Raw genomic sequence first — 21707 nt, 5'->3', positions numbered from 1 at the left:
ATGAGTGAAAGAACCGGTGGAGCGGTAGTTCAGTTGGTTAGAATACCTGCCTGTCACGCAGGGGGTCGCGGGTTCGAGCCCCGTCCGTTCCGCCAATTATTAAATATTATGCCTGCTAAATTAGCAGGCATAATAGTAAGCGTAATATAGGGGCGTAGCTCAGTTGGTAGAGCACCGGTCTCCAAAACCGGGTGTCGCGAGTTCGAGTCTCTCCGCCCCTGCCATATTAAAGCCCTTCGCGAAAGCGAGGGGCTTTTTTGTTATATGCCTCTCTGACTTTCCTCATTGTCCATACAACTGTGATTTATCCTCGTTTTGCTAAAATTTTGCACCATTAATGCTCAATCCTTCCCCGTTTTCTGGTTGTTTTTTGTCATGTTTCGGCTAAATACATGCACTAAATGATTGTTATCCCCGTATGTGACACCGCTCATGCTCCCATTTTCCCAGTGTACTAAACCTAATCATCGTCCGATGACGATGACCCGATCCTGACAATACGTTTTCCTCCTTTTTAAAGCATCTTTGTCGCAATGAAGGAATACGTTTGCTGGATGAAAATCCTGGCCGTACCCAACGAGTCATAACAAAAAGTAGCTCAGACTACACGCGAGGAAAAAGACATGTATAAACGCTTATTAGTGGCAGCAGCAGTTGCAACAACACTTTGTGGGGCGGCGCAGGCAGCTCCTCTGGTTGTGGGATTTTCGCAGATCGGTTCTGAGTCCGGGTGGCGTTCTGCTGAAACTAAAGTATCTAAATCAGAGGCAGAAAAACGCGGCATTACACTGAAAATTGCTGATGCCCAGCAGAAACAAGAGAACCAAATCAAAGCGATACGTTCATTTATTGCACAAGGTGTTGATGCGATCTTCATCGCGCCTGTTGTCGCAACCGGCTGGGCTCCTGTTCTGACTGAAGCCAAAGAAGCCAAGATCCCGGTATTCCTGCTGGACCGCACTATCGAAGTCAGTGATCCGACGCTTTACACCGCTGCGGTCGCTTCAGACAGCGTTTACGAGGGTAAAGTGGCCGGTGACTGGCTGGTAAAAGAAGTCGCGGGTAAACCTTGTAACGTCGTGGAATTGCAGGGAACCGTCGGTGCAAGTGTTGCTTTAAACCGTAAACAAGGTTTTGCCGATGCACTCAAAGCGGCACCAAACGTCAAAATTATCCGTTCCCAGTCTGGCGACTTCACCCGCAGTAAAGGTAAAGAAGTCATGGAAAGCTTCATTAAGGCTGAACAAAACGGCAAGAACATTTGTGCCGTTTATGCCCATAACGATGATATGGCAATCGGTGCGATTCAGGCCATTAAAGAAGCCGGTCTGAAACCGGGTTCGCAGATCAAAATCGTTTCCATCGATGGGGTTCCTGACATCTATAAAGCGATGTTAGCCGGTGAAGCGAATGCCTCTGTTGAGCTGACCCCTAACATGGCAGGCCCGGCATTTGATGCGCTGATCGCAATGAAAAAAGACGGTACTCAGCCGAAGAAATTCATCCAGACTCAGTCCGCTTTAATCCTGCCTGATATGGCTCAGAAAGAATACGACATGAAAAAAGACATGGGTTATTAAGCCGGTTTACCGGCTTGTCTCACGGACAAGCCGGTAAAAATTATTCCCTTTTCGCCGCTGGCGAATGCAGCAGGAGTAGTGACGTGACGGATAATCCAGATTCAATAACGCTGCTTGAAGTGCGCGGCTTGTCAGTTGAATTCCCCGGCGTAAAGGCGCTTGAAAATGTCGACTTCACACTCGAATGTGGCGAAATCGTTGCACTTTTGGGGGAAAATGGTGCCGGTAAATCCACAATGATTAAAGCGCTGACCGGCGTTTATAAACGCTCCGCAGGTCAGGTCTTTCTCAATGGAAAATCCATCGAACCAGTGAATACCGCAGACGCACAGTCGCTGGGGATTGGCACGGTCTATCAGGAAGTTAACCTTCTGCCGAATATCTCCGTTGCCGCGAATCTCTTCATCGGGCGAGAACCGACCCGCTTCGGACTGGTCAATCAGCGCAAAATGGAGCAACAGGCCGAAGCGCTTCTGGAAGGCTATGGGCTGCATCTGGATGTCAGCCAGCCTCTTTCCACTTATTCCATCGCTATCCAGCAGATCGTGGCCATTGCCAGGGCGGTGGACCTCTCTGCGCAAGTGCTGATCCTTGATGAGCCCACCGCCAGTCTTGATGCCAAAGAAGTCAGTATGCTGCTCGATATTCTTGTTCAGCTGCGCAACAAAGGCGTGGGGATGATCTTCGTGACGCATTTCCTCGATCAGGTGTATCGGATCAGCGACCGGATAACGGTTTTACGCAACGGCAAACGGGTGGGATCTGAACGTACTGCCGATCTGCCCCGTATCGATCTGGTACCGATGATGCTTGGGCACAGCTTTGATGAAAGCCTGCTTAAACGCACCGAACACCGGAATGTCACAGGCGAGCCATTGGTTGATTTCAAAGATTATGGTCGTCGTGGGGTGGTTGAACATTTCGATCTGAAAGTTCGTCGTGGAGAAATCGTCGGGCTGGCCGGGCTACTGGGTTCTGGCCGCACGGAAACTGCTCAGCTGATTTTTGGCATTAAAGGCCATGACAGCGGTAATGCGCAGGTTGAAGGCCGTGCGGCAACGATCAATACACCACGAAAAGCGGCGAAGCTCGGTTTTGGTTATTGCCCTGAAGATCGCAAAACCGACGGGATTATTGGTGCGGCAACGGTTCGCGAAAATATCATTCTGGCGTTGCAGGCCCGGCGTGGCTGGCTGCGTCCTTTACCGATGAAAGAACAGCATCAGATTGCCGAAAAGTTTATCAAACTCCTGGGTATCCGTACGCCCGGCACCGAGCAGGAAATTCAGTATCTTTCTGGAGGCAATCAGCAAAAAGTCCTGCTTTCCCGCTGGCTTGCGACCAATCCCCGCTTTCTTATTCTTGATGAACCCACTCGCGGGATTGATGTCGGCGCGCATGCGGAAATTATTCGCCTGATTGAAAAGCTTTGTGATGAAGGATTGGCGCTGCTGGTCATTTCCTCTGAGCTGGAGGAGCTGGCGGGTTACGCCGACCGTATCGTGGTACTGCGCGATCGTCGTCATGTTGCTGAAATTGAGCAGGCCGAGATCTCCGTGCCCGCCATTATGAAAGCCATCGCGGCTCAATGAGGAGATACCGATGAGTAACAGGAGTCTGCCGATGACAGGAAGACCGCGCAAAGTAAGATTTGTGTTTCCCAAAGGTGCCACGCAAATTGGCGCTTTTGTCGCAATATTACTGATCGACAGTCTGGTCGCACCGGGCTTTTTCTCCATCCATATTCAGGATGGCCGCCTGTTTGGCAGCCTGGTAGACATATTCAATCGCGGCGCACCCGTCGCTTTACTGGCCTTGGGGATGACGCTGGTTATCGCCACCGGCGGTATCGACCTGTCCGTCGGCGCGGTGATGGCGATCGCGGGCGCGACAGCAGCGACCATGACCGTTCAGGGATATCCGCTGACGATGGTGTTGCTGGCATCCGTGGGCGTCGGAGCGATATGTGGCTTATGGAATGGATTTCTGGTCGCTGTCCTGCAAATACAGCCGATTGTAGCCACATTGATGCTGATGGTCGCCGGAAGGGGTATCGCGCAGCTGATTACAGAAGGGCAGATCGTCACGTTTGAACACAACGGTTTGTCGCAATTTGGCAGCGGTTCTTTGTTCTATCTTCCGATGCCGGTGATTATTGCTGCCGTCATGCTGATACTGGTCTGGGCGCTCACGCGTAAAACTGCACTCGGGCTGTTTATCGAATCTGTCGGCATCAATATCCGCTCTGCCTATAACGCCGGTGTGAATGCGCGCCTGGTGCTCATTTCCACCTACGTTGTTTGCGGGATATGCGCGGCAGTCGCGGGCGTCATTGTCACGGCGGATATCCGCGGTGCCGATGCCAATAACGCCGGATTATGGCTGGAGCTGGACGCCATTCTCGCCGTTGTCATCGGCGGCGGTTCGCTGCTGGGCGGACGTTTTAACCTGCTTCTTTCGGTGGTCGGAGCGCTGATCATTCAGGGAATGAACACCGGTATTCTGCTTTCAGGCTTTAAACCCGAGTTTAATCTGGTGCTCAAAGCTCTGGTGGTTCTTGCCGTCCTGGTGGTTCAGTCGCCCCGCGTCTCGCTCAGTAATCTGTTCCGGAGAAAGGGATAATGCTTAAAAGAAATCTGCCCCTGCTGATTACTATCGTGGTGTTTCTGGCCGGATATGGGTATTGCTTCACCCAGTTTCCCGGATTCGCCTCCACGCGTGTCTTCTTTGATTTACTGACAGATAACGCCTTTCTCGGCATCGTAGCCGTCGGGATGACCTTCGTGATCCTCTCCGGCGGTATCGACCTGTCCGTGGGATCTGTTATCGCTTTTACGGGCGTATTGCTGGCGAAACTGATAGGCACGTACGGCGTCGCGCCGGGTTATGCGTTTGTCATTGTGCTGCTGATGGGGGCGCTGTTTGGTGCGCTGATGGGCTGGATTATTGATACGCTGAAATTGCCTGCTTTCATCATCACGCTGGCAGGGATGTTTTTTGTACGCGGCATGAGCTTTATCGCCTCAGAGGAATCTCTGCCGATTAACCATCCGGTTTACGATTTTCTTGCCAATTACGCCTGGAAAATGCCCGGAGGTGGCCGTTTTACTCTGCTAGCTCTGGTCATGCTGCTGGTGGTCTTTGGCGGCATCATTCTGGCTCACCGTACGCGTTTCGGTAACAACGTCTATGCCGTGGGCGGCAGCAATGTGTCTGCGGCGCTGATGGGCGTTCCCGTCAGACGCACAACGATTTATATCTACATGTTGTCGAGTACGCTGGCGGTGTTATCGGGGATCATCTTCTCGCTCTACACGTCAGCGGGGTATGCGCTGGCGGCCAGCGGCGTTGAGCTTGATGCGATTGCGTCCGTCGTCATTGGCGGCACACTCTTGAGCGGCGGTGTGGGAACGGTGCTGGGAAGTTTGTTCGGCGTCTTAATTCAGGGGCTTATCCAGACTTACATCACGTTTGATGGCACGCTCAGTTCATGGTGGACGAAAATCGTCATGGGAGTTTTGCTGTTTATCTTTATCGCACTGCAAAAAGGCATGGGCACCTTCTGGACTGCCAGAAGGGCACGCCATCCACGACCGGAGCCGTCCTGAGTCAGGACGGCGTCAGAAGTTAGTGATCAGCGGTGTTTTGAGTAACTGACGGATCAGAACCTGCTGATCGCTGTTTTGCAGCCAAACGGCGTACAACGGGCGGATCACCGGCGGAACATCTTCGTGCGCGGCGAGCTGCGGATATTCTTTCGCCCAATGCGCTGGCAGAAAAGCGCAGCCACCAGTATTTTCCAGCAACTGACGCGTCAGTTGTGCAGACGTTGTGGTCAGCACCGGTTCCTGATCGCTATTTTGCAGCTTTTCCTGCTGTGGAAAATCTGCGCCCCATTCCAGTTTCACGTAAGGCGTTTGTTCCCCTCTGACCGTTTTCTTCGATGAAAAAAGTCGTAACGAGAAATTACCCAGAAGCTGGCTCGACAGTTCATCCATCTTGGGTGGTTCAGTGGTGATCAGCAAATCCAGTTGTCTTTCATGCAATTGTTTTACCAGTGACTGGCGTAAAGCGATGCGCGCTTCGAGCCTCAGCGTGTCACGTTGGGTGTAAAGCGACTGCATCCAGGGTGTCAGATAGGCTTCCCAAAGCGATGCCGTAGCGCCAATTGACAATTCTGTGTGCTGTAACGAGCGTACAACCTCTTTTTTCGCCATTTGCCACGTAGACATCAGATTCTCGGCATAGGGCAGCAGGCGTTCTCCTGCGGGCGTTAAGCGGATGTTATTGCGATGCCGCGTGAACAAATTAGCGCCAAGTTGGGTTTCCAGTTGCCGGATACGAAAGCTGACAGCCGATTGCGTCAGATAAAGGGATTCCGCCGCCCGACCAAAGTGGCGAGTTCTACTGACCTCCAAAAAGGTTTTCAGTAATTCCGTGTCCAAAACTATCTCCAATAATTTTTGTCGTTAAGATTTAAATGTTTTGTTTTACACAATGTCAAGCCTAACTAATACTCCGCGCCATAACAGCACGACCATGAGAGAATTAGGAGCGTGTCAGATGGCGGAAAGCTTCACCACGACAAATCGTTTTTTTGATAATAAACATTACCCTCGCGGGTTCTCCCGGCATGGCGATTTCACCATTAAAGAAGCGCAAATGCTAGAACGTTACGGCTTTGCTTTTAATGAGCTGGATCTGGGGAAACGTGAGCCCGTTACCGACGAAGAAAAGCTGTTCCTGGAGGTTTGCCGGGGTACGCGCGAACCTGTGACAGATGCAGAAAAAGTGTGGAACAAATATATTGTCCGCACCCGTCGTCCGAAGAAATTCCACACGCTGTCCGGCGGCAAACCGCAGGCCGATGCTGTAGAAGACTATACGGAAAGCGACGACTAATGAAACGGGGCGATGCCCCGTTTTTTTATGCCAGATTCTTATGTAAAGTTAACAATAGCCTATCCATGGTGCGATAGCTCAGCGCCTCAGAAATATGTTTTCGTTCAATTGATTCTTTCCCCTCTAAATCGGCTAATGTTCGCGCAACTTTCAGGATCCGGTGCCACGCCCTGACCGACAATCCCAGTTTATGCAGAACCTCTTCCAGAAATTCCGCATCCGTTTTTTTTAAAACGCAGTAAATTTCGACTTCGCTGCTGTTCAGCCTCGCATTGATTTTCCCCGCCCGTTTCAGCTGAATCTCCCGTGCGGCTAATACCCGTTCCCGAACCTGCGCACTGCTTTCCCGTGCTGTCGGCGTATGGTTTTGCTGGCTTAAAATTCCGGGCGGCAACAGCGGCACTTCAATGGATAAATCAAACCGGTCCAGGAAAGGGCCGGAAAGCCTGCCCAGATAGCGTAAAACCTGCTGTGGGGGCGTGCGGTTGTGGATCCCCTGATAGTGTCCGGTAGGGCTGGGATTCATCGCTGCAATCAGCTGGGCTCTGGCCGGATAACGGACTTTTGCCCGCGCCCGGGAGATCGTGATTTCGCCCGATTCCATCGGCTGGCGCAAAGCATCCAGCACCTGACGCTGGAATTCCGGAAGCTCGTCTAGAAACAGGACGCCATTGTGGGCCAGTGAAATTTCTCCCGGCTTAGGCAGCGAACCCCCGCCGACCAGCGCGCTGATTGACGTACTGTGATGTGGCGCCCTGAAAGGCCGTACACGAGAAAACTCACCGTCATCTTCCGGGTTATACACCAGGCTGGCGATCGCGGCGGTTTCGAGCTTTTCTTCGTTACTGAGCGGGGGAAGTAAGCCAGGCAAACGGCTCGCCAGCATGGTTTTCCCGGTGCCGGGCGGTCCGATAAGCAATAAGTTATGGCCTCCGGCGGCGGCGACCTCCAGTGCGCGTTTTGACTGCTCCTGACCAATGATATCGGCGATGTCTGGCTGGCAGGCAGGTTCCGGCGCAACGGGTGGATATTCAATCGCCGGCAGGCTGTCCTCGCCCTGCAAAAAAGCACAAACCTGTAACAGATGTCCGGCAATATTGGCGACGCCGGGATCAAGCAGCGTCATTTCGGACTGATTGGCTTGCGGCAAAATTAAAATCCGGCCTTCTTTCTGTGCTTCGAGCGCCGCAGGAATTGCGCCGTTAACGCTGCGCAAAGCGCCTGAAAGTCCCAGCTCTCCCAAAAACTCATATTTCACCAGCCTGTCGCCTTTAAGCTGTTCAGAGGCCACCAGAATCGCCAGCGCGATAGATAAATCATACCGGCCACCTTCTTTGGGCAAGTCGGCAGGGGCGAGATTCACCGTAATCCGCTTGGGAGGAAAACTGAAACCACAGTTGATGATGGCGCTGCGGACTCGATCTCTGGCCTCTTTGACGGTGGTTTCGGGCAGGCCGACCAGCGTCAGGGCCGGTAAGCCATTACTGATATGCACTTCAACGGAGACACCCGGAGCCTGAACACCCAGTGATGCGCGGGTATACACCACGGCTAATGACATACTTCTTCCTTGGCTGTGAATTTTCCTGAAAGGCAGCATGACGCAGTCGGTAACGATTTTGTGAAGAAGATCTGCCAAATGCGCAGCGTCACGTAAAAAGACTCGCGGGATTATCAGGTTGCAATGCGGCAGTGCGTGGTGCGCCACACTGGCGGTAATACTCCTTAACAAATTGAGGTCTTCGGAAACAAATTAGCGGGCTAATTAAGTTGCTGTTTATACAGGCTGAGGTGTTTAATCTTTATGTATTTAACAATAAAGAAACAAATATCAATCATTGATTAACATCTCTCTGCCTCGCTGAGGATTTTCCGGAACAGTTCAGTGAGAGCACTGCCTACAGCTATTCCGGAATAGGGATAAACCCATGTTTGGTTGGACCTCCCGGCAGCGTAATGTTGCCATCGCCAGCTTTTTAAGCTGGACGCTCGATGCTTTCGATTTCTTCATTTTAGTCTTTCTTCTTAGTGACATAGCGACAGCCTTTCATGTCGATATCAAAGAAGTCACGCTGGCGATTTTGCTGACACTAGCGGTGCGGCCCATCGGCGCGCTGGTGTTCGGGCGGGCCGCAGAAAAATACGGACGTAAACCGGTGCTGATGGTGAATATTGCCTGCTTTTCCGTATTTGAACTCTGCACCGCAGCGGCGCCGTCCCTGACCATTTTCCTGATCCTGCGTGTGATTTATGGCGTGGCGATGGGTGGTGTGTGGGGTGTGGCTTCTTCACTGGCGATGGAAACCATTCCTGACCGTTCGCGCGGCATGATGTCCGGTATTTTTCAGGCCGGTTATCCGTTCGGGTATCTGCTGGCCGCGGTGGTTTACGGGCTGTTTTCGGAGATGGTCGGCTGGCGCGGAATGTTTGTCATCGGCGCTGTGCCGATTTTCCTGCTGCCTTTCATCTGGTTTAAGGTGCAGGAATCGCCGGTCTGGCTTGCTGCCCGTGAACGCAAGGAAAGCACCGCGCTGTTGCCAGTGCTCAAATCACACTGGAAACTTTGTGTTTATCTGGTCGTCCTGATGGCGGCCTTCAATTTCTTCAGCCACGGAACGCAGGATCTCTACCCGTCATTCCTGAAAGTTCAGCACGGTTTTGATGCACATACGGTCAGCTTGATTGCTATCGGTTACACCATTGCGTCGATCATCGGCGGTATCTTCTTCGGTACGCTTTCAGAGAAGATTGGTCGTAAAAAAGCCATTATTATCGCAGCCTTACTGTCATTGCCGGTGATCCCGCTGTGGGCATTTTCCAGCGGAACCTGGACCATCGGCCTGGGGGCTTTCCTGATGCAGTTTATGGTGCAGGGTGCGTGGGGCGTGGTGCCGTCTTATCTCACTGAGCTGGTGCCTGCGAACACCCGCGCTGTATTGCCCGGATTTGTTTATCAGCTCGGGAATTTGCTGGCGTCGGTCAATGCGACATTGCAGGCAGGCATTGCCGAAAGTCACGGACATAACTACGGGCTGGCGATGGCGATTGTCGCCGGGACGGTGGCGATCGTGATTTCTGTACTTGTTGCATTCGGGCGAGATACGCGCGGAAAAGCGATAACGGGAGCAATAAATAATCAGAGAACGGATCAGCCTGCTAAGGTTTGATTTTTCAGATTATTTTTGCCGGATTGTGCAGCGCGTCGCAAATAATAACGCAAGAAAAGTGTTGTCATTAAACGCATTACTGTGATAACTCTGTAGGCAATCGTTCGCAATATGAATTTTAGAAACCTAAAAATGAAAGCCCTTCTCCTCGTAGTTAGCCTAGTCGTGATTAGCGTGGTGGTGATTATTATCCCACCGTGCGGGGCTGCACTTGGACGAAGAAAGGCTTATTAAACAAGCCTGAACCTGAAAAGAAACCCCGCACCGAAAGGTCCGGGGTTTTTTTTTGGGTCAGGTATTTCAGAGAACAGTGAAGCGGGGTCGGAAAATGAGCAACAGCATAATATTCTGCACTTGTCGCAAAAAGGCAGGAGAATAAAGATGAACGGAGCACAGTGGGTAGTACAAGCGTTGCGTGCGCAGGGTGTAAATACAGTATTTGGTTATCCTGGCGGGGCAATCATGCCGGTATACGATGCATTGTATGACGGCGGCGTGGAACACCTGTTGTGCCGGCACGAGCAGGGCGCCGCAATGGCCGCCATCGGCTATGCCCGTTCTACCGGAAAAGTCGGCGTTTGTATCGCCACTTCCGGGCCTGGTGCGACCAACCTGATCACTGGTCTGGCTGACGCACTGCTCGATTCCGTTCCTCTGGTGGCTATCACCGGTCAGGTCGGTTCCGCATTCATCGGTACCGACGCCTTCCAGGAAATCGACGTTTTAGGTTTATCTCTGGCCTGTACCAAACACAGCTTCCTGGTTGAATCGCTGGACGCGCTGCCGGAAATCATGGCGGAAGCTTTTGCCATCGCCACTTCCGGGCGTCCGGGCCCGGTTCTGATCGACATCCCGAAAGATATTCAGCTGGCGACCGGCGAATTACCGCCGCATCTGCTTGCGGTAGAAGAAACCTTCCCGCATCCGGCAGCTGAACTGCAACAAGCCAGCGCGATGATCGCCGCGTCGCAAAAACCGATGATCTACGTCGGCGGCGGTGTCGGTATGGCTCAGGCGGTTCCGGCTTTACGTGACTTCATTTCTGCCACCGGTATGCCGGCAGTTGCCACCCTGAAAGGGCTGGGCGCACCGGATGCGACTGACCCGTGTTATCTGGGAATGCTGGGTATGCACGGCACCAAAGCCGCTAATCTGGCGGTTCAGTCCTGCGATTTACTGATTGCGGTCGGTGCGCGTTTTGATGACCGGGTGACAGGCAAACTGAATACCTTCGCGCCAAACGCGGCCGTTATCCACATGGATATCGATCCGGCGGAACTGAACAAACTGCGTCAGGCGCACGTCGCGTTGCAGGGTGATCTGAATGCGTTGTTACCTGTGCTGCAACAGCCCCTGAACATCAACGCCTGGCGTGATGAAGTGATGACCCTGAAAGCGCAGGGTGAATGGCGCTATGACCATCCGGGCGAAGCGATTTATGCCCCGCTTTTGCTGAAACAAATCTCCGATCGCAAATCTGCCAGTACCGTTGTCACCACCGATGTCGGTCAGCACCAGATGTGGACCGCGCAGCACATGCAGTTCAGCCGCCCGGAAAACTTCATCACCTCCAGCGGCCTGGGCACGATGGGCTTCGGTGTTCCGGCTGCCGTTGGCGCACAGGTTGCCCGCCCGGACGACATGGTGATCTGCGTTTCCGGTGACGGCTCGTTCATGATGAACGTTCAGGAGCTGGGCACCATCAAGCGAAAACAGCTGCCCGTCAAAATCCTGTTGCTGGATAACCAGCGGTTAGGGATGGTCCGACAGTGGCAGGAACTGTTCTTCGACGGACGTTTTAGTGAAACCAACCTTTCTGATAATCCTGATTTTGTGACGCTGGCCAGCGCATTCAATATCCCCGGCCAGCGTATCCACCGTAAAGACCAAGTCGATGCCGCTCTGGACGCATTCTTCACCAGCGAAGGCCCGTATTTGCTTCAGGTTTCCATCGACGAAAATGAGAATGTCTGGCCACTGGTTCCACCGGGCGCAGGCAACGAAACCATGTTGGAGAAAATGTCATGATGCAGCATAACGTCTCAATCCAGGCCCGTTTCCGCCCTGAAATGTTAGAACGCGTATTACGCGTTGTCCGCCACCGTGGTTTCCAGGTGTGCGCAATGAACATGACCCCGATGGTCAATGCGGAAAACATAAATATCGAATTGACCGTTGCCAGCCAGCGTCCGGTAGATTTACTGTCTTCACAGTTACGCAAACTTATGGATGTCGCTTGTGTCGAGATCCAGCAACATACATCACAACAAATACGCGCGAATGCGTGAGTAAAGGAACGAGAGAATGACGAAGAAAGCTGATTACATTTGGTTCAATGGCGAGATGGTTCCGTGGGCAGAAGCAAAAGTTCACGTCATGTCACACGCACTGCATTATGGCACTTCCGTATTTGAAGGCGTGCGTTGCTACGACTCCCATAAAGGTCCCGTCGTATTCCGTCACCGTGAACACATGCAGCGTCTGCGCGATTCCGCAAAAATCTACCGTATGCCGGTTTCTCAGAGCGTGGATGAGCTGATGGAGGCTTGCCGCGAAACTCTGCGCAAAAACAATCTGGTCAGCGCGTATATCCGTCCGCTGGTGTTTGTTGGCGATGTCGGTATGGGCGTTAACCCGCCGGACGGCTACAAAACTGACGTGATCATCGCGGCCTTCCCGTGGGGCGCGTATCTGGGTGAAGAAGCGCTGGAGCAGGGCATCGATGCGATGGTGTCCTCCTGGAACCGCGTGGCTGCCAACACCATTCCCACTGCGGCGAAAGCCGGCGGTAACTACCTTTCTTCATTGCTGGTGGGCAGCGAAGCGCGTCGCCACGGCTATCAGGAAGGTATCGCTCTCGACGTTCACGGTTATGTCTCTGAAGGTGCGGGCGAAAACCTGTTCGAAGTAAAAGACGGCATTCTGTTTACACCTCCTTTTACCTCTTCCGCTCTGCCGGGCATCACCCGCGACGCTATTATTAAACTGGCGAAAGATATGGGGCTGGAAGTTCGCGAGCAGGTTCTGTCCCGTGAATCCCTGTACCTGGCCGATGAAGTCTTCATGTCCGGTACTGCCGCAGAAATCACGCCGGTTCGCAGCGTTGACGGCATTCAGGTCGGCATCGGCAAACGTGGTCCGGTCACCAAACAAATTCAGGATGCCTTCTTTGGCCTGTTCACCGGCAAAACCGAAGACAAATGGGGTTGGCTGGATCCAATCAACCCACAGTAATTACCCGTCATCCTTCAGGCTGCTTCTGCGTTGGCTGCCTTTATTCACCCCGGTCACTTACCTGAGTAAGCTCCCGGGGATTCATTCAGTTGCCGCCTTGATGCAACCCGAATGATTTAGGGTAATGATGAGGATAAATAAGAAATTCAGCAGGTAGCGATTTCGCTGCCCGCTAAACAGAAATGATTTGGAGTGAACAGAGCATGCCTAAGTACCGTTCCCACACCACGACCCATGGCCGCAATATGGCCGGTGCCCGCGCTTTATGGCGCGCCACCGGCATGACCGATAACGATTTCGGCAAACCCATTATTGCCGTCGTCAACTCCTTCACCCAGTTCGTTCCGGGCCACGTGCATTTGCGTGATCTGGGTAAACTGGTTGCCGAACAAATCGAAGCGTCCGGCGGCGTGGCGAAAGAATTCAACACAATCGCCGTGGATGACGGGATCGCCATGGGCCATGGCGGCATGCTTTATTCACTGCCTTCACGAGAGCTGATCGCAGACTCCGTGGAATACATGGTAAACGCGCACTGCGCCGATGCCATGGTCTGTATTTCTAACTGCGACAAAATCACCCCGGGAATGCTGATGGCGTCTCTGCGCCTGAACATTCCGGTGATCTTCGTTTCCGGCGGTCCGATGGAAGCCGGTAAAACTAAACTTTCTGACAAAATCATCAAACTCGACCTGGTTGATGCGATGATTCAGGGCGCAAACCCGAACGTCAGCGATGCCGACAGTGAGCAAATTGAACGTTCTGCCTGTCCGACCTGCGGTTCCTGTTCCGGTATGTTTACCGCTAACTCCATGAACTGTCTGACCGAAGCGTTGGGTCTGTCTCAGCCGGGTAACGGTTCATTGCTGGCAACGCACGCCGATCGCCGTGACCTGTTCCTGAACGCCGGTCGCCGCATCGTTGAGCTGACCAAGCGTTATTACGAACAGGATGACGCCAGCGCCTTGCCGCGCAGCATTGCCAGCAAAGCTGCATTCGAAAACGCCATGACGCTGGATATCGCGATGGGCGGCTCCACCAACACCGTTCTGCATCTGTTAGCGGCAGCGCAGGAAGGCGAAATCGACTTCGACATGACCGACATCGACCGTCTGTCACGCAAAGTACCGCATCTGTGTAAGGTTGCGCCAAGCACCCAGAAATATCACATGGAAGACGTTCACCGTGCCGGTGGCGTACTGGCGATTCTGGGTGAACTGGATCGCGCCAACCTTCTGAACCGCGACGTAAAAAATATTCTCGGTCTGACCCTGAACCAGACGCTGGATCAGTACGACATCATGCTGACCCAGGACGAAGCGGTGAAAAAAATGTTCCGTGCCGGTCCGGCGGGCATCCGTACCACACAGGCATTCTCACAAGATTGCCGCTGGGACACACTCGATGATGACCGCGCCGAAGGCTGTATCCGCTCTCTGGAACATGCGTTCAGCAAAGACGGCGGTCTGGCTGTGCTTTACGGCAATATCGCCGAAGCGGGCAGTATCGTTAAAACCGCAGGCGTGGATGAATCCAACCTGACGTTCCGGGGGCCGGCCAAGGTTTATGAGAGCCAGGACAGCGCAGTTGAAGCGATTCTCGGCGGTAAAGTGGTTTCCGGCGACGTGGTCGTTATCCGCTACGAAGGGCCAAAAGGCGGGCCTGGCATGCAGGAAATGCTGTATCCGACCACGTATCTGAAATCCATGGGGCTGGGTAAAGAGTGTGCGCTGATCACCGATGGTCGTTTCTCCGGCGGGACGTCCGGTCTGTCCATCGGCCACGTTTCTCCCGAAGCGGGCAGCGGCGGCCTGATTGCACTGGTTGAAGATGGCGACATCATCGACATCGACATTCCAAACCGCAAAATGGTGCTGGACGTTCCGGCGGCGGAACTGGCAGCGCGTCACGAAGCCGAACTGGCACGCGGCGATAAAGCCTGGACGCCTAAGAACCGTGAACGTGTGGTTTCTCTGGCGCTGCGTGCTTATGCATTGCTGGCGACCAGTGCGGACAAAGGCGCAGTACGCGACAAGTCTAAGCTGGGAGGCTGACAGTCATGGCGGTATCACAACCTTTACCCGACCAGCCGTGCGGCGCAGAATATCTGCGTGCCGTGCTGCGTGCGCCGGTTTATGAAGTCGCCCAGGTGACGCCTTTGCAGGTCATGGAAAAAATCTCTTCCCGGCTGGGTAACACCATTCTGGTGAAGAGGGAAGACCGCCAGGCTGTTCACAGTTTTAAACTACGCGGTGCGTATTCGATGATTGCCAGCCTGACCGAAGAACAGGCTGCACGCGGCGTCGTTACGGCGTCAGCGGGCAACCATGCGCAGGGTGTTGCGCTTTCAGCCACCAAAAAAGGCATCAAATCTCTGATTGTGATGCCGGTGGCGACTGCGGATATCAAAGTTGATGCGGTGCGTAATTTCGGCGGCGAAGTCCTGCTGTTTGGCGCGAATTTCGACGAAGCTAAAGGCAAAGCTATTGAGCTTTCGCAAAAGCAGGGCATGACCTTTGTGCCGCCGTTTGACCATCCGGCGGTGATCGCCGGACAAGGCACGCTGGCGATGGAACTGCTGCAACAGGATGCGCATTTGGATCGCGTTTTTGTTCCCGTCGGCGGCGGTGGTCTGGCCGCCGGTGTGGCGGTGCTTATCAAACAGCTGATGCCGCAGATTCAGGTGATCGGCGTCGAAGCCGAAGATTCTGCCTGTCTGCGTGCGGCGCTGGATGCCGGTGAACCGGTGGATCTGGCGCGTGTCGGCTTGTTCGCCGAAGGCGTGGCGGTAAAACGTATTGGCAACGAAACCTTCCGTCTGTGCCGCGAATATCTCGATGACGTGATCACTGTCGACAGCGATTCTATCTGTGCGGCGGTGAAAGATTTGTTCGAAGACGTGCGTGCGATTGCAGAACCTTCCGGCGCATTGGCGCTGGCGGGGCTGAAGAAATACGTGCAGCAGCACAACATTCAGGGCGAGCGTCTGGCGCATGTGCTTTCCGGCGCGAACGTCAATTTCCACGGTCTGCGTTATGTGTCAGAACGCTGCGAGCTGGGCGAACAACGCGAAGCACTGCTGGCGGTGACTATCCCTGAGCGCAAAGGCAGCTTCCTGAAATTCTGTCAGTTGCTGGGTGGCCGTTCGGTGACGGAGTTTAACTACCGTTATGCCGATGCGGACAATGCCTGCATTTTCGTCGGTGTGCGTCTGACGCGCGGTCACGCAGAGCGTCAGGAAATTATCGACGAACTGAACCACGACGGTTATCAGGTTGTGGATTTGTCCGACGATGAAATGGCGAAACTTCACGTGCGTTATATGGTGGGTGGGCGTCCGACCAAACCTCTGCGTGAGCGGCTTTACAGCTTTGAATTCCCGGAATCCCCGGGTGCTTTGCTGAAATTCCTGCATACGCTGGGCACGCACTGGAATATTTCACTGTTCCATTACCGCAGCCACGGCACTGATTTTGGTCGCGTGCTGGCGGCGTTTGAGCTCAATGAACAAGAGCCGGAGTTCGAACAGAACCTGACGGCGCTGGGCTATGACTGTCACAACGAAAGTGATAATCCGGCGTTCCGCTTCTTCCTGGCGGGCTAAAATCAAACGGGGCACCTTAAAAGTGTCCCGTTTTTTTTATCCTGAGACGCTCAGAGTAATTGCCAGAACGCCTCGATCAGGGGTTCGTTCAGCCTTTTTTTCTGCACGCAGACGCCCAGTTCCAGCGGCGCGCCGAGCGTGACGTTATCCAGAACAGAAATACGGTTGCGAACCGGTTCCGGGCTGTTATCAACGACTACCGAGGGGATGAGTGCGATGCCGCAACCGAGCGCGACCATCGACACAATGGCTTCGTGGCCGGACACCGTGGCGTAAATCAGCGGGTTGCTCAGACGGTTTCGTTTGAACCAGATGTCGATACGTTTTCGCGCCGGGCCGTGTTCCGGCAGGATAAACGGAATCTGTGACCAGTCGGGATGTGGCACGCTGACTTGCGTTCGCACCGCGCCCGGCAGAGACGGGGAAATCAGGATCATCGGGATTTCGCCGATCTGCGTGAAATCGACGCTGCCCGGCAGACTTTCCGGGCGGCCTGCAATCCCCAGGTCCGCTTCGGTGGACTGAACTTTTTCGACCGCGTCGGCGGCGTCGCCGGTGGTCAGTTTGATTTCGACCAGCGGATGTTGCGCGCGGAAGCGGTCAAGAATAGGGGGCAGGTGGCTGTACGCAGCGGTGACCGAGCAGAACAAATGCAGCTCACCACTGAGCGTCGGGCCATGCTGATCCAGCCCGCTGCGCAGTTGCTGGTAACTCAGCAGCGTTTGCTGGGCAAAAGTTTTGAGCTGTTCACCCGCGCTGGTCAGTTGCACGGTGCGGTTGTCACGCTGAAATAACGGCTGGCCGAGTTCTTCTTCCAGCCGCTGGATCTGGCGCGATAATGTAGACGGGCTGACATGCATCGCCTTCGACGAACGGCCAAAATGGCGGCTTTCCGCCAGATGTAAGAACAGTTTCAGATCACGCAAATCCATAAAGAAGTCCCGGCTTTTTAGTTACGCAAAGGTCAAACGAAGTATATTGCATTTTTTGCAACGTCATCTTCGTAATATATCAATTTAAGCAATGTGTCGCATGACATATAGTGAATTCACGGCGTTCACCGGCTCACCGGTGAAACAAAAAATAACAGCACTTACCTCGATAGAACGGAGCAAGACATGGCTAACTATTTCAACACACTGAACCTGCGTCAGCAGCTGGCACAACTGGGCAAATGCCGCTTCATGGGGCGCGATGAATTCGCGGACGAAGCCAGCTACCTCAAAGGTAAAAAAGTGGTGATTGTAGGCTGTGGCGCACAGGGCCTGAACCAGGGTCTGAACATGCGTGATTCCGGTCTGGATGTTTCCTACACCCTGCGTGCAGAAGCGATTGCTGAGAAGCGTGCTTCATGGCGTAAAGCGACCGAAAACGGCTTCAAAGTCGGCACTTACGAAGAACTGATCCCACAGGCTGACCTGGTCGTTAACCTGACGCCAGACAAACAGCACAGCGCTGTGGTTAAAGCGGTTCAGCCTCTGATGAAAGATGGCGCAACGCTGGGTTACTCACACGGCTTCAACATTGTTGAAGTGGGCGAGCAAATCCGTAAAGACATCACCGTCGTGATGGTTGCGCCGAAATGTCCGGGTACTGAAGTTCGTGAAGAATACAAACGTGGTTTCGGCGTTCCGACGCTGATCGCTGTTCACCCGGAAAACGACCCGAAAGGCGAGGGCATGGCGATTGCTAAAGCCTGGGCAGCAGCAACGGGCGGCCACCGCGCCGGTGTTCTGCAATCTTCTTTCGTTGCAGAAGTAAAATCTGACCTGATGGGCGAGCAGACTATCCTGTGCGGTATTTTGCAGGCCGGTTCTCTGCTTTGCTTTGACAAACTGGTTGCTGACGGCGTGGATGAAGCGTACGCAGAAAAACTGCTGCAATTCGGCTGGGAAACCATCACCGAAGCGCTGAAACAAGGCGGCATCACGCTGATGATGGATCGTTTGTCAAACCCGGCGAAACTGCGTGCTTATGCGCTGTCCGAACAACTGAAAGAGATCATGGCGCCGCTGTTCCAGAAACACATGGACGACATCATCTCCGGCGAATTCTCCCGCGGCATGATGGCTGACTGGGCGAACGACGACAAAAACCTGCTGACCTGGCGTGAAGAAACGGGCGCAACTGCGTTCGAAAATGCACCACAGTTCGACGGTAAAATTTCTGAGCAGGAATACTTCGACCACGGCGTTGTGATGATTGCGATGGTGAAAGCGGGCGTTGAGCTGGCCTTCGAAACCATGGTGGCTTCCGGCATCATCGAAGAATCCGCTTACTACGAATCACTGCACGAACTGCCGCTGATCGCCAACACCGTTGCGCGTAAGCGTCTGTACGAAATGAACGTGGTTATCTCTGATACCGCAGAATACGGTAACTACCTGTTTGCTAATGCCGCAGTACCGTTGCTGAAAGAGTTTATGACCACCCTGCAGGCGGGTGATTTGGGCAAATCTGTTGCAGAAACGCAGGTCGATAACGCACAGCTGCGTGACGTCAACGAAGCGATTCGCAACCACCCGATCGAGTCAATCGGCCGCACTTTACGTGGTTATATGACTGATATGAAACGCATCGCAGTAGCGAGCTGATCCTCTTCTTACTCGAATTCTTCCGGGTTTTCGGAAGATAAATAAAAAGGGCACTGCATGAAAATGCGGTGCCCTTTCTTTTTACTGCGCCGGAACGGTAACTCAGTTGCGGTACAGGATCTTAATGATGTGGTAACCGAACTGCGTGTGCAGCGGGCCTTGTGGCTCGATCAGCGGCGCAGAGAAAACCACTTTATCGAAAGCTGGCACCATTGCGCCTTGCTTGAATTCACCTAAATGGCCGCCTTTTTTGCCTGACGGGCAGGTAGAATGTTTTTTAGCCAGTTTTTCGAAATCGCCGCCATTCTTCAGTTGTTCCAGAATATCGAGCGCCTGTGCTTCTTCCTTAACAAGGATATGCATTGCTGCAGCAGTTTTTGCCATGATTGAGACCTTTTATGCGAGAGTGTTTCCAGGGGCGTAATGTAACATCTGCAACGCCGTATGTGGACTCCGGCCTGCATTCCAGACATCACAAATTGCACCGTAAAGGCTGTCAATCTCAGGCGACGTTTCTGCTACAATCGCCGTCCTTGTCCATCAGGTGAGCAAAAATACGCCATGCGATTAAACCCCAGCCAACAACATGCCGTCGAATTCGTCACCGGACCCTGCCTGGTTCTGGCGGGGGCTGGCTCCGGCAAAACCAGGGTGATTACCAATAAAATCGCACACCTGATCCGTGAATGCGGCTATCAGGCCCGCCACATTGCGGCTGTGACCTTCACCAATAAAGCAGCGCGCGAGATGAAAGAGCGTGTGGCGCAAACCCTTGGGCGTAAAGAATCACGCGGCTTGCTGATCGCGACTTTCCACACGCTGGGGCTGGAAATCATCAAGCGCGAATTTGCCGCGTTGGGCATGAAATCCAATTTCTCCCTGTTCGACGATCAGGATCAGCTGGCGCTGCTCAAAGAGCTGAGCGAGAAGTGGCTGGAAAATGACAAAACGCTGTTGCAACAGCTGATCTCGACGATCTCAAACTGGAAGAACGATCTGGTTGATCCGTCCCATGCGGCGGGCCTTGCGCGATCGGAACGCGATCAGATCTTCGCGCACTGCTACGGGCTTTATCATGACCATATGCGCGCCTGTAATATCCTCGATTTCGATGACCTGATCCTGCTGCCGACGCTGCTGTTGCAGAAGAATGAAGAAGTGCGCGAGCGCTGGCAGAACAAACTGCGCTATCTGCTGGTCGATGAATATCAGGACACCAACACCAGTCAGTACATGATGGTGAAACTGCTGGTTGGCAACCGCGCACGTTTCACTGTGGTGGGCGACGACGATCAGTCAATCTACTCCTGGCGCGGTGCGCGGCCGCAAAACCTGGTGCTGCTGAAAGAAGATTTCCCGCAGTTGCAGGTCGTTAAGCTTGAACAGAACTATCGTTCCTCGCAGCGCATTCTGAAAGCGGCTAACATCCTGATCGCCAACAACCCGCATGTGTTCGAGAAGCGGCTTTTCTCTGAGCTGGGTTACGGCGAAACGCTAAAAGTGGTGACCGCCAACAATGAAGATCACGAAGCCGAGCGCGTGGTTGGCGAGCTGATTGCGCATCACTTTATCAACAAGACCGGTTATGGCGATTACGCGATTTTGTATCGCGGTAACCACCAGTCACGCCTGTTTGAAAAAATGCTGATGCAGAACCGCATTCCGTACCGCATTTCCGGCGGCACGTCGTTCTTCTCGCGGCCTGAAATTAAAGATTTGCTTGCCTATCTGCGCGTCCTGACTAACCCTGACGATGACAGCGCTTTCCTGCGTATTGTGAATACACCGCGTCGTGAAATCGGTGCAGCGACGTTGCAGAAACTGGGTGAGTGGGCAAATCAGCGTAACAAAGGTTTGTTCAAAGCCAGTTTCGATATGGGGCTGAGCCAGTATCTGACTGGGCGTGGCCTGGAATCACTGCAACGGTTCACGCACTGGATGGGCACTATTTCTGAACTGGCCGAACGCGAACCGGTTGCGGCGGTACGGGATCTGATCCACGGCATCGATTACGAAAGCTGGTTGTTCGAAACCTCGCCGAGCCCGAAAGCGGCCGAAATGCGCATGAAAAACGTCAATCAGCTTTTCAGCTGGATGACCGAAATGCTTGAAGGTACCGATCTGGATGAGCCGATGACGCTCACTCAGGTGGTCACGCGCTTTACGCTGCGTGACATGATGGAACGTGGTGAAAGTGACGAAGAACTGGATCAGGTTCAGCTGATGACGCTGCACGCTTCGAAAGGTCTGGAATTCCCGTATGTGTTTCTGGTCGGCATGGAAGAAGGATTGTTGCCGCATCAGAGCAGCATCGATGAAGACAATGTCGATGAAGAACGGCGTCTGGCGTATGTGGGCATTACCCGCGCCCAAAAAGAGCTGACTTTTACCCTTTGCCGTGAACGCCGCCAGTACGGGGAATTAATTCGTCCGGAACCCAGCCGCTTCTTGATGGAACTGCCGCAGGATGATTTGGCCTGGGAAAGTGAGCGTAAAGTGGTCAGTGCGCAGGAGCGTATGGTGAAAGGGCAAAGCCATCTGGAGAAAATCCGTGAACAACTGGCGAAAGCCAAAGGCGGAAACTGACAGGCAAAGAAAAGGCAGGGGATAAGCCCTGCCTCATTCG

Annotated in this window: 18 protein-coding genes and 2 tRNA genes; 16 read left to right on the top strand and 4 right to left on the bottom strand. The window is 53.5% G+C overall.

All coding sequences use genetic code 11. The features are described from left to right. Positions 1-18: 18 nt before the first annotated feature. The 6 genes from M2403_RS23835 (at position 19) to yjfF (ending at position 5188) form a co-directional block, all read left to right on the top strand. A tRNA-Asp gene (locus tag M2403_RS23835) sits at positions 19-95 on the top strand. Between the two features lie 53 nt (positions 96-148). Next, positions 149-224, top strand: a tRNA-Trp gene (locus M2403_RS23830). A gap of 399 nt (positions 225-623) precedes the next feature. Next, the gene (gene ytfQ / locus M2403_RS23825; protein ID WP_152324742.1) at positions 624-1580 is read left to right on the top strand and encodes a galactofuranose ABC transporter, galactofuranose-binding protein YtfQ; all 957 of its coding nucleotides are present in this window, start codon (positions 624-626) and stop codon (positions 1578-1580) included. Positions 1581-1690: 110 nt separating this feature from the next. Then, complete coding sequence (gene ytfR, locus M2403_RS23820; protein ID WP_217153514.1) at positions 1691-3172, top strand: galactofuranose ABC transporter, ATP-binding protein YtfR; 1482 nt, start codon at positions 1691-1693, stop codon at positions 3170-3172. Between the two features lie 10 nt (positions 3173-3182). Then, positions 3183-4202, top strand: coding sequence for a galactofuranose ABC transporter, ATP-binding protein YtfT (ytfT, locus tag M2403_RS23815; protein WP_152324744.1), 1020 nt, complete (start codon positions 3183-3185; stop codon positions 4200-4202). Continuing rightward, the gene (gene yjfF, locus M2403_RS23810; protein ID WP_152324745.1) at positions 4202-5188 is read left to right on the top strand and encodes a galactofuranose ABC transporter, permease protein YjfF; all 987 of its coding nucleotides are present in this window, start codon (positions 4202-4204) and stop codon (positions 5186-5188) included. The genes ytfT and yjfF overlap by 1 nt, the downstream gene beginning before the upstream one ends. Before the next feature lie 12 nt (positions 5189-5200). Here yjfF and hdfR read toward each other — a convergent pair whose 3' ends face one another. After that, positions 5201-6025 carry an HTH-type transcriptional regulator HdfR gene (hdfR, locus tag M2403_RS23805; protein WP_152324746.1) on the bottom strand — a complete coding sequence of 275 codons (825 nt, stop codon included), beginning with the start codon at positions 6023-6025 and terminating at the stop codon, positions 5201-5203. A gap of 118 nt (positions 6026-6143) precedes the next feature. On the opposite strand from hdfR, the gene M2403_RS23800 reads away from it, so the two are divergent. Continuing rightward, the gene (locus tag M2403_RS23800; RefSeq protein WP_095924170.1) at positions 6144-6482 is read left to right on the top strand and encodes a DUF413 domain-containing protein; all 339 of its coding nucleotides are present in this window, start codon (positions 6144-6146) and stop codon (positions 6480-6482) included. Positions 6483-6507: 25 nt separating this feature from the next. Here M2403_RS23800 and M2403_RS23795 read toward each other — a convergent pair whose 3' ends face one another. Next, the gene (locus M2403_RS23795; RefSeq protein WP_259231165.1) at positions 6508-8043 is read right to left on the bottom strand and encodes a YifB family Mg chelatase-like AAA ATPase; all 1536 of its coding nucleotides are present in this window, start codon (positions 8041-8043) and stop codon (positions 6508-6510) included. 367 nt (positions 8044-8410) lie between these two features. Between M2403_RS23795 and M2403_RS23790 the strand changes: the two genes are divergently transcribed. The 7 genes from M2403_RS23790 (at position 8411) to ilvA (ending at position 16487) form a co-directional block, all read left to right on the top strand. After that, positions 8411-9649: an MFS transporter gene (locus M2403_RS23790; RefSeq protein WP_152324748.1), complete on the top strand. Its 1239-nt coding sequence runs from the start codon at positions 8411-8413 to the stop codon at positions 9647-9649. Positions 9650-9781: 132 nt separating this feature from the next. Next, positions 9782-9883, top strand: coding sequence for an ilv operon leader peptide (ilvL, locus tag M2403_RS23785; protein WP_015699153.1), 102 nt, complete (start codon positions 9782-9784; stop codon positions 9881-9883). A 147-nt stretch (positions 9884-10030) separates the two neighbouring features. Beyond that, complete coding sequence (ilvG, locus tag M2403_RS23780) at positions 10031-11677, top strand: acetolactate synthase 2 catalytic subunit (RefSeq protein ID WP_259231162.1); 1647 nt, start codon at positions 10031-10033, stop codon at positions 11675-11677. Then, on the top strand, positions 11674-11937 hold the full coding sequence (gene ilvM, locus M2403_RS23775) for an acetolactate synthase 2 small subunit (RefSeq protein ID WP_013577547.1): 264 nt from the start codon (positions 11674-11676) through the stop codon (positions 11935-11937). The genes ilvG and ilvM overlap by 4 nt, the downstream gene beginning before the upstream one ends. Positions 11938-11953: 16 nt before the next feature. After that, positions 11954-12883 (top strand): branched-chain amino acid transaminase, encoded by a 930-nt coding sequence (locus M2403_RS23770; RefSeq protein ID WP_101079475.1) that lies wholly within the window; start codon positions 11954-11956, stop codon positions 12881-12883. 203 nt (positions 12884-13086) lie between these two features. Continuing rightward, positions 13087-14937 (top strand): dihydroxy-acid dehydratase, encoded by a 1851-nt coding sequence (gene ilvD / locus M2403_RS23765; RefSeq protein WP_259231160.1) that lies wholly within the window; start codon positions 13087-13089, stop codon positions 14935-14937. Between the two features lie 5 nt (positions 14938-14942). Then, on the top strand, positions 14943-16487 hold the full coding sequence (gene ilvA, locus M2403_RS23760) for a threonine ammonia-lyase, biosynthetic (protein WP_208949955.1): 1545 nt from the start codon (positions 14943-14945) through the stop codon (positions 16485-16487). 50 nt (positions 16488-16537) lie between these two features. Here ilvA and ilvY read toward each other — a convergent pair whose 3' ends face one another. After that, complete coding sequence (gene ilvY / locus M2403_RS23755; protein WP_165061941.1) at positions 16538-17419, bottom strand: HTH-type transcriptional activator IlvY; 882 nt, start codon at positions 17417-17419, stop codon at positions 16538-16540. Positions 17420-17605: 186 nt separating this feature from the next. Here ilvY and ilvC point away from each other — a divergent pair, with 186 nt between their 5' ends. Then, the gene (gene ilvC, locus M2403_RS23750) at positions 17606-19081 is read left to right on the top strand and encodes a ketol-acid reductoisomerase (RefSeq protein ID WP_259231159.1); all 1476 of its coding nucleotides are present in this window, start codon (positions 17606-17608) and stop codon (positions 19079-19081) included. 102 nt (positions 19082-19183) lie between these two features. Here the strand turns inward: ilvC and ppiC are convergent, their stop codons facing one another. Next, positions 19184-19465, bottom strand: a complete 282-nt coding sequence (gene ppiC, locus M2403_RS23745; RefSeq protein ID WP_152324755.1) for a peptidylprolyl isomerase PpiC — start codon at positions 19463-19465, stop codon at positions 19184-19186. A gap of 177 nt (positions 19466-19642) precedes the next feature. Here ppiC and rep point away from each other — a divergent pair, with 177 nt between their 5' ends. Next, positions 19643-21667, top strand: coding sequence for a DNA helicase Rep (rep, locus tag M2403_RS23740; protein WP_152324756.1), 2025 nt, complete (start codon positions 19643-19645; stop codon positions 21665-21667). The last annotated feature ends 40 nt before the right edge of the window (positions 21668-21707 follow it).

This window comes from Rahnella sp. BIGb0603, assembly GCF_024808755.1.
GTDB lineage: Bacteria > Pseudomonadota > Gammaproteobacteria > Enterobacterales > Enterobacteriaceae > Rahnella > Rahnella contaminans.
Note: the sequence above shows the minus strand (reverse complement) of the source record. Positions and strands in the feature narration are given on the sequence as shown.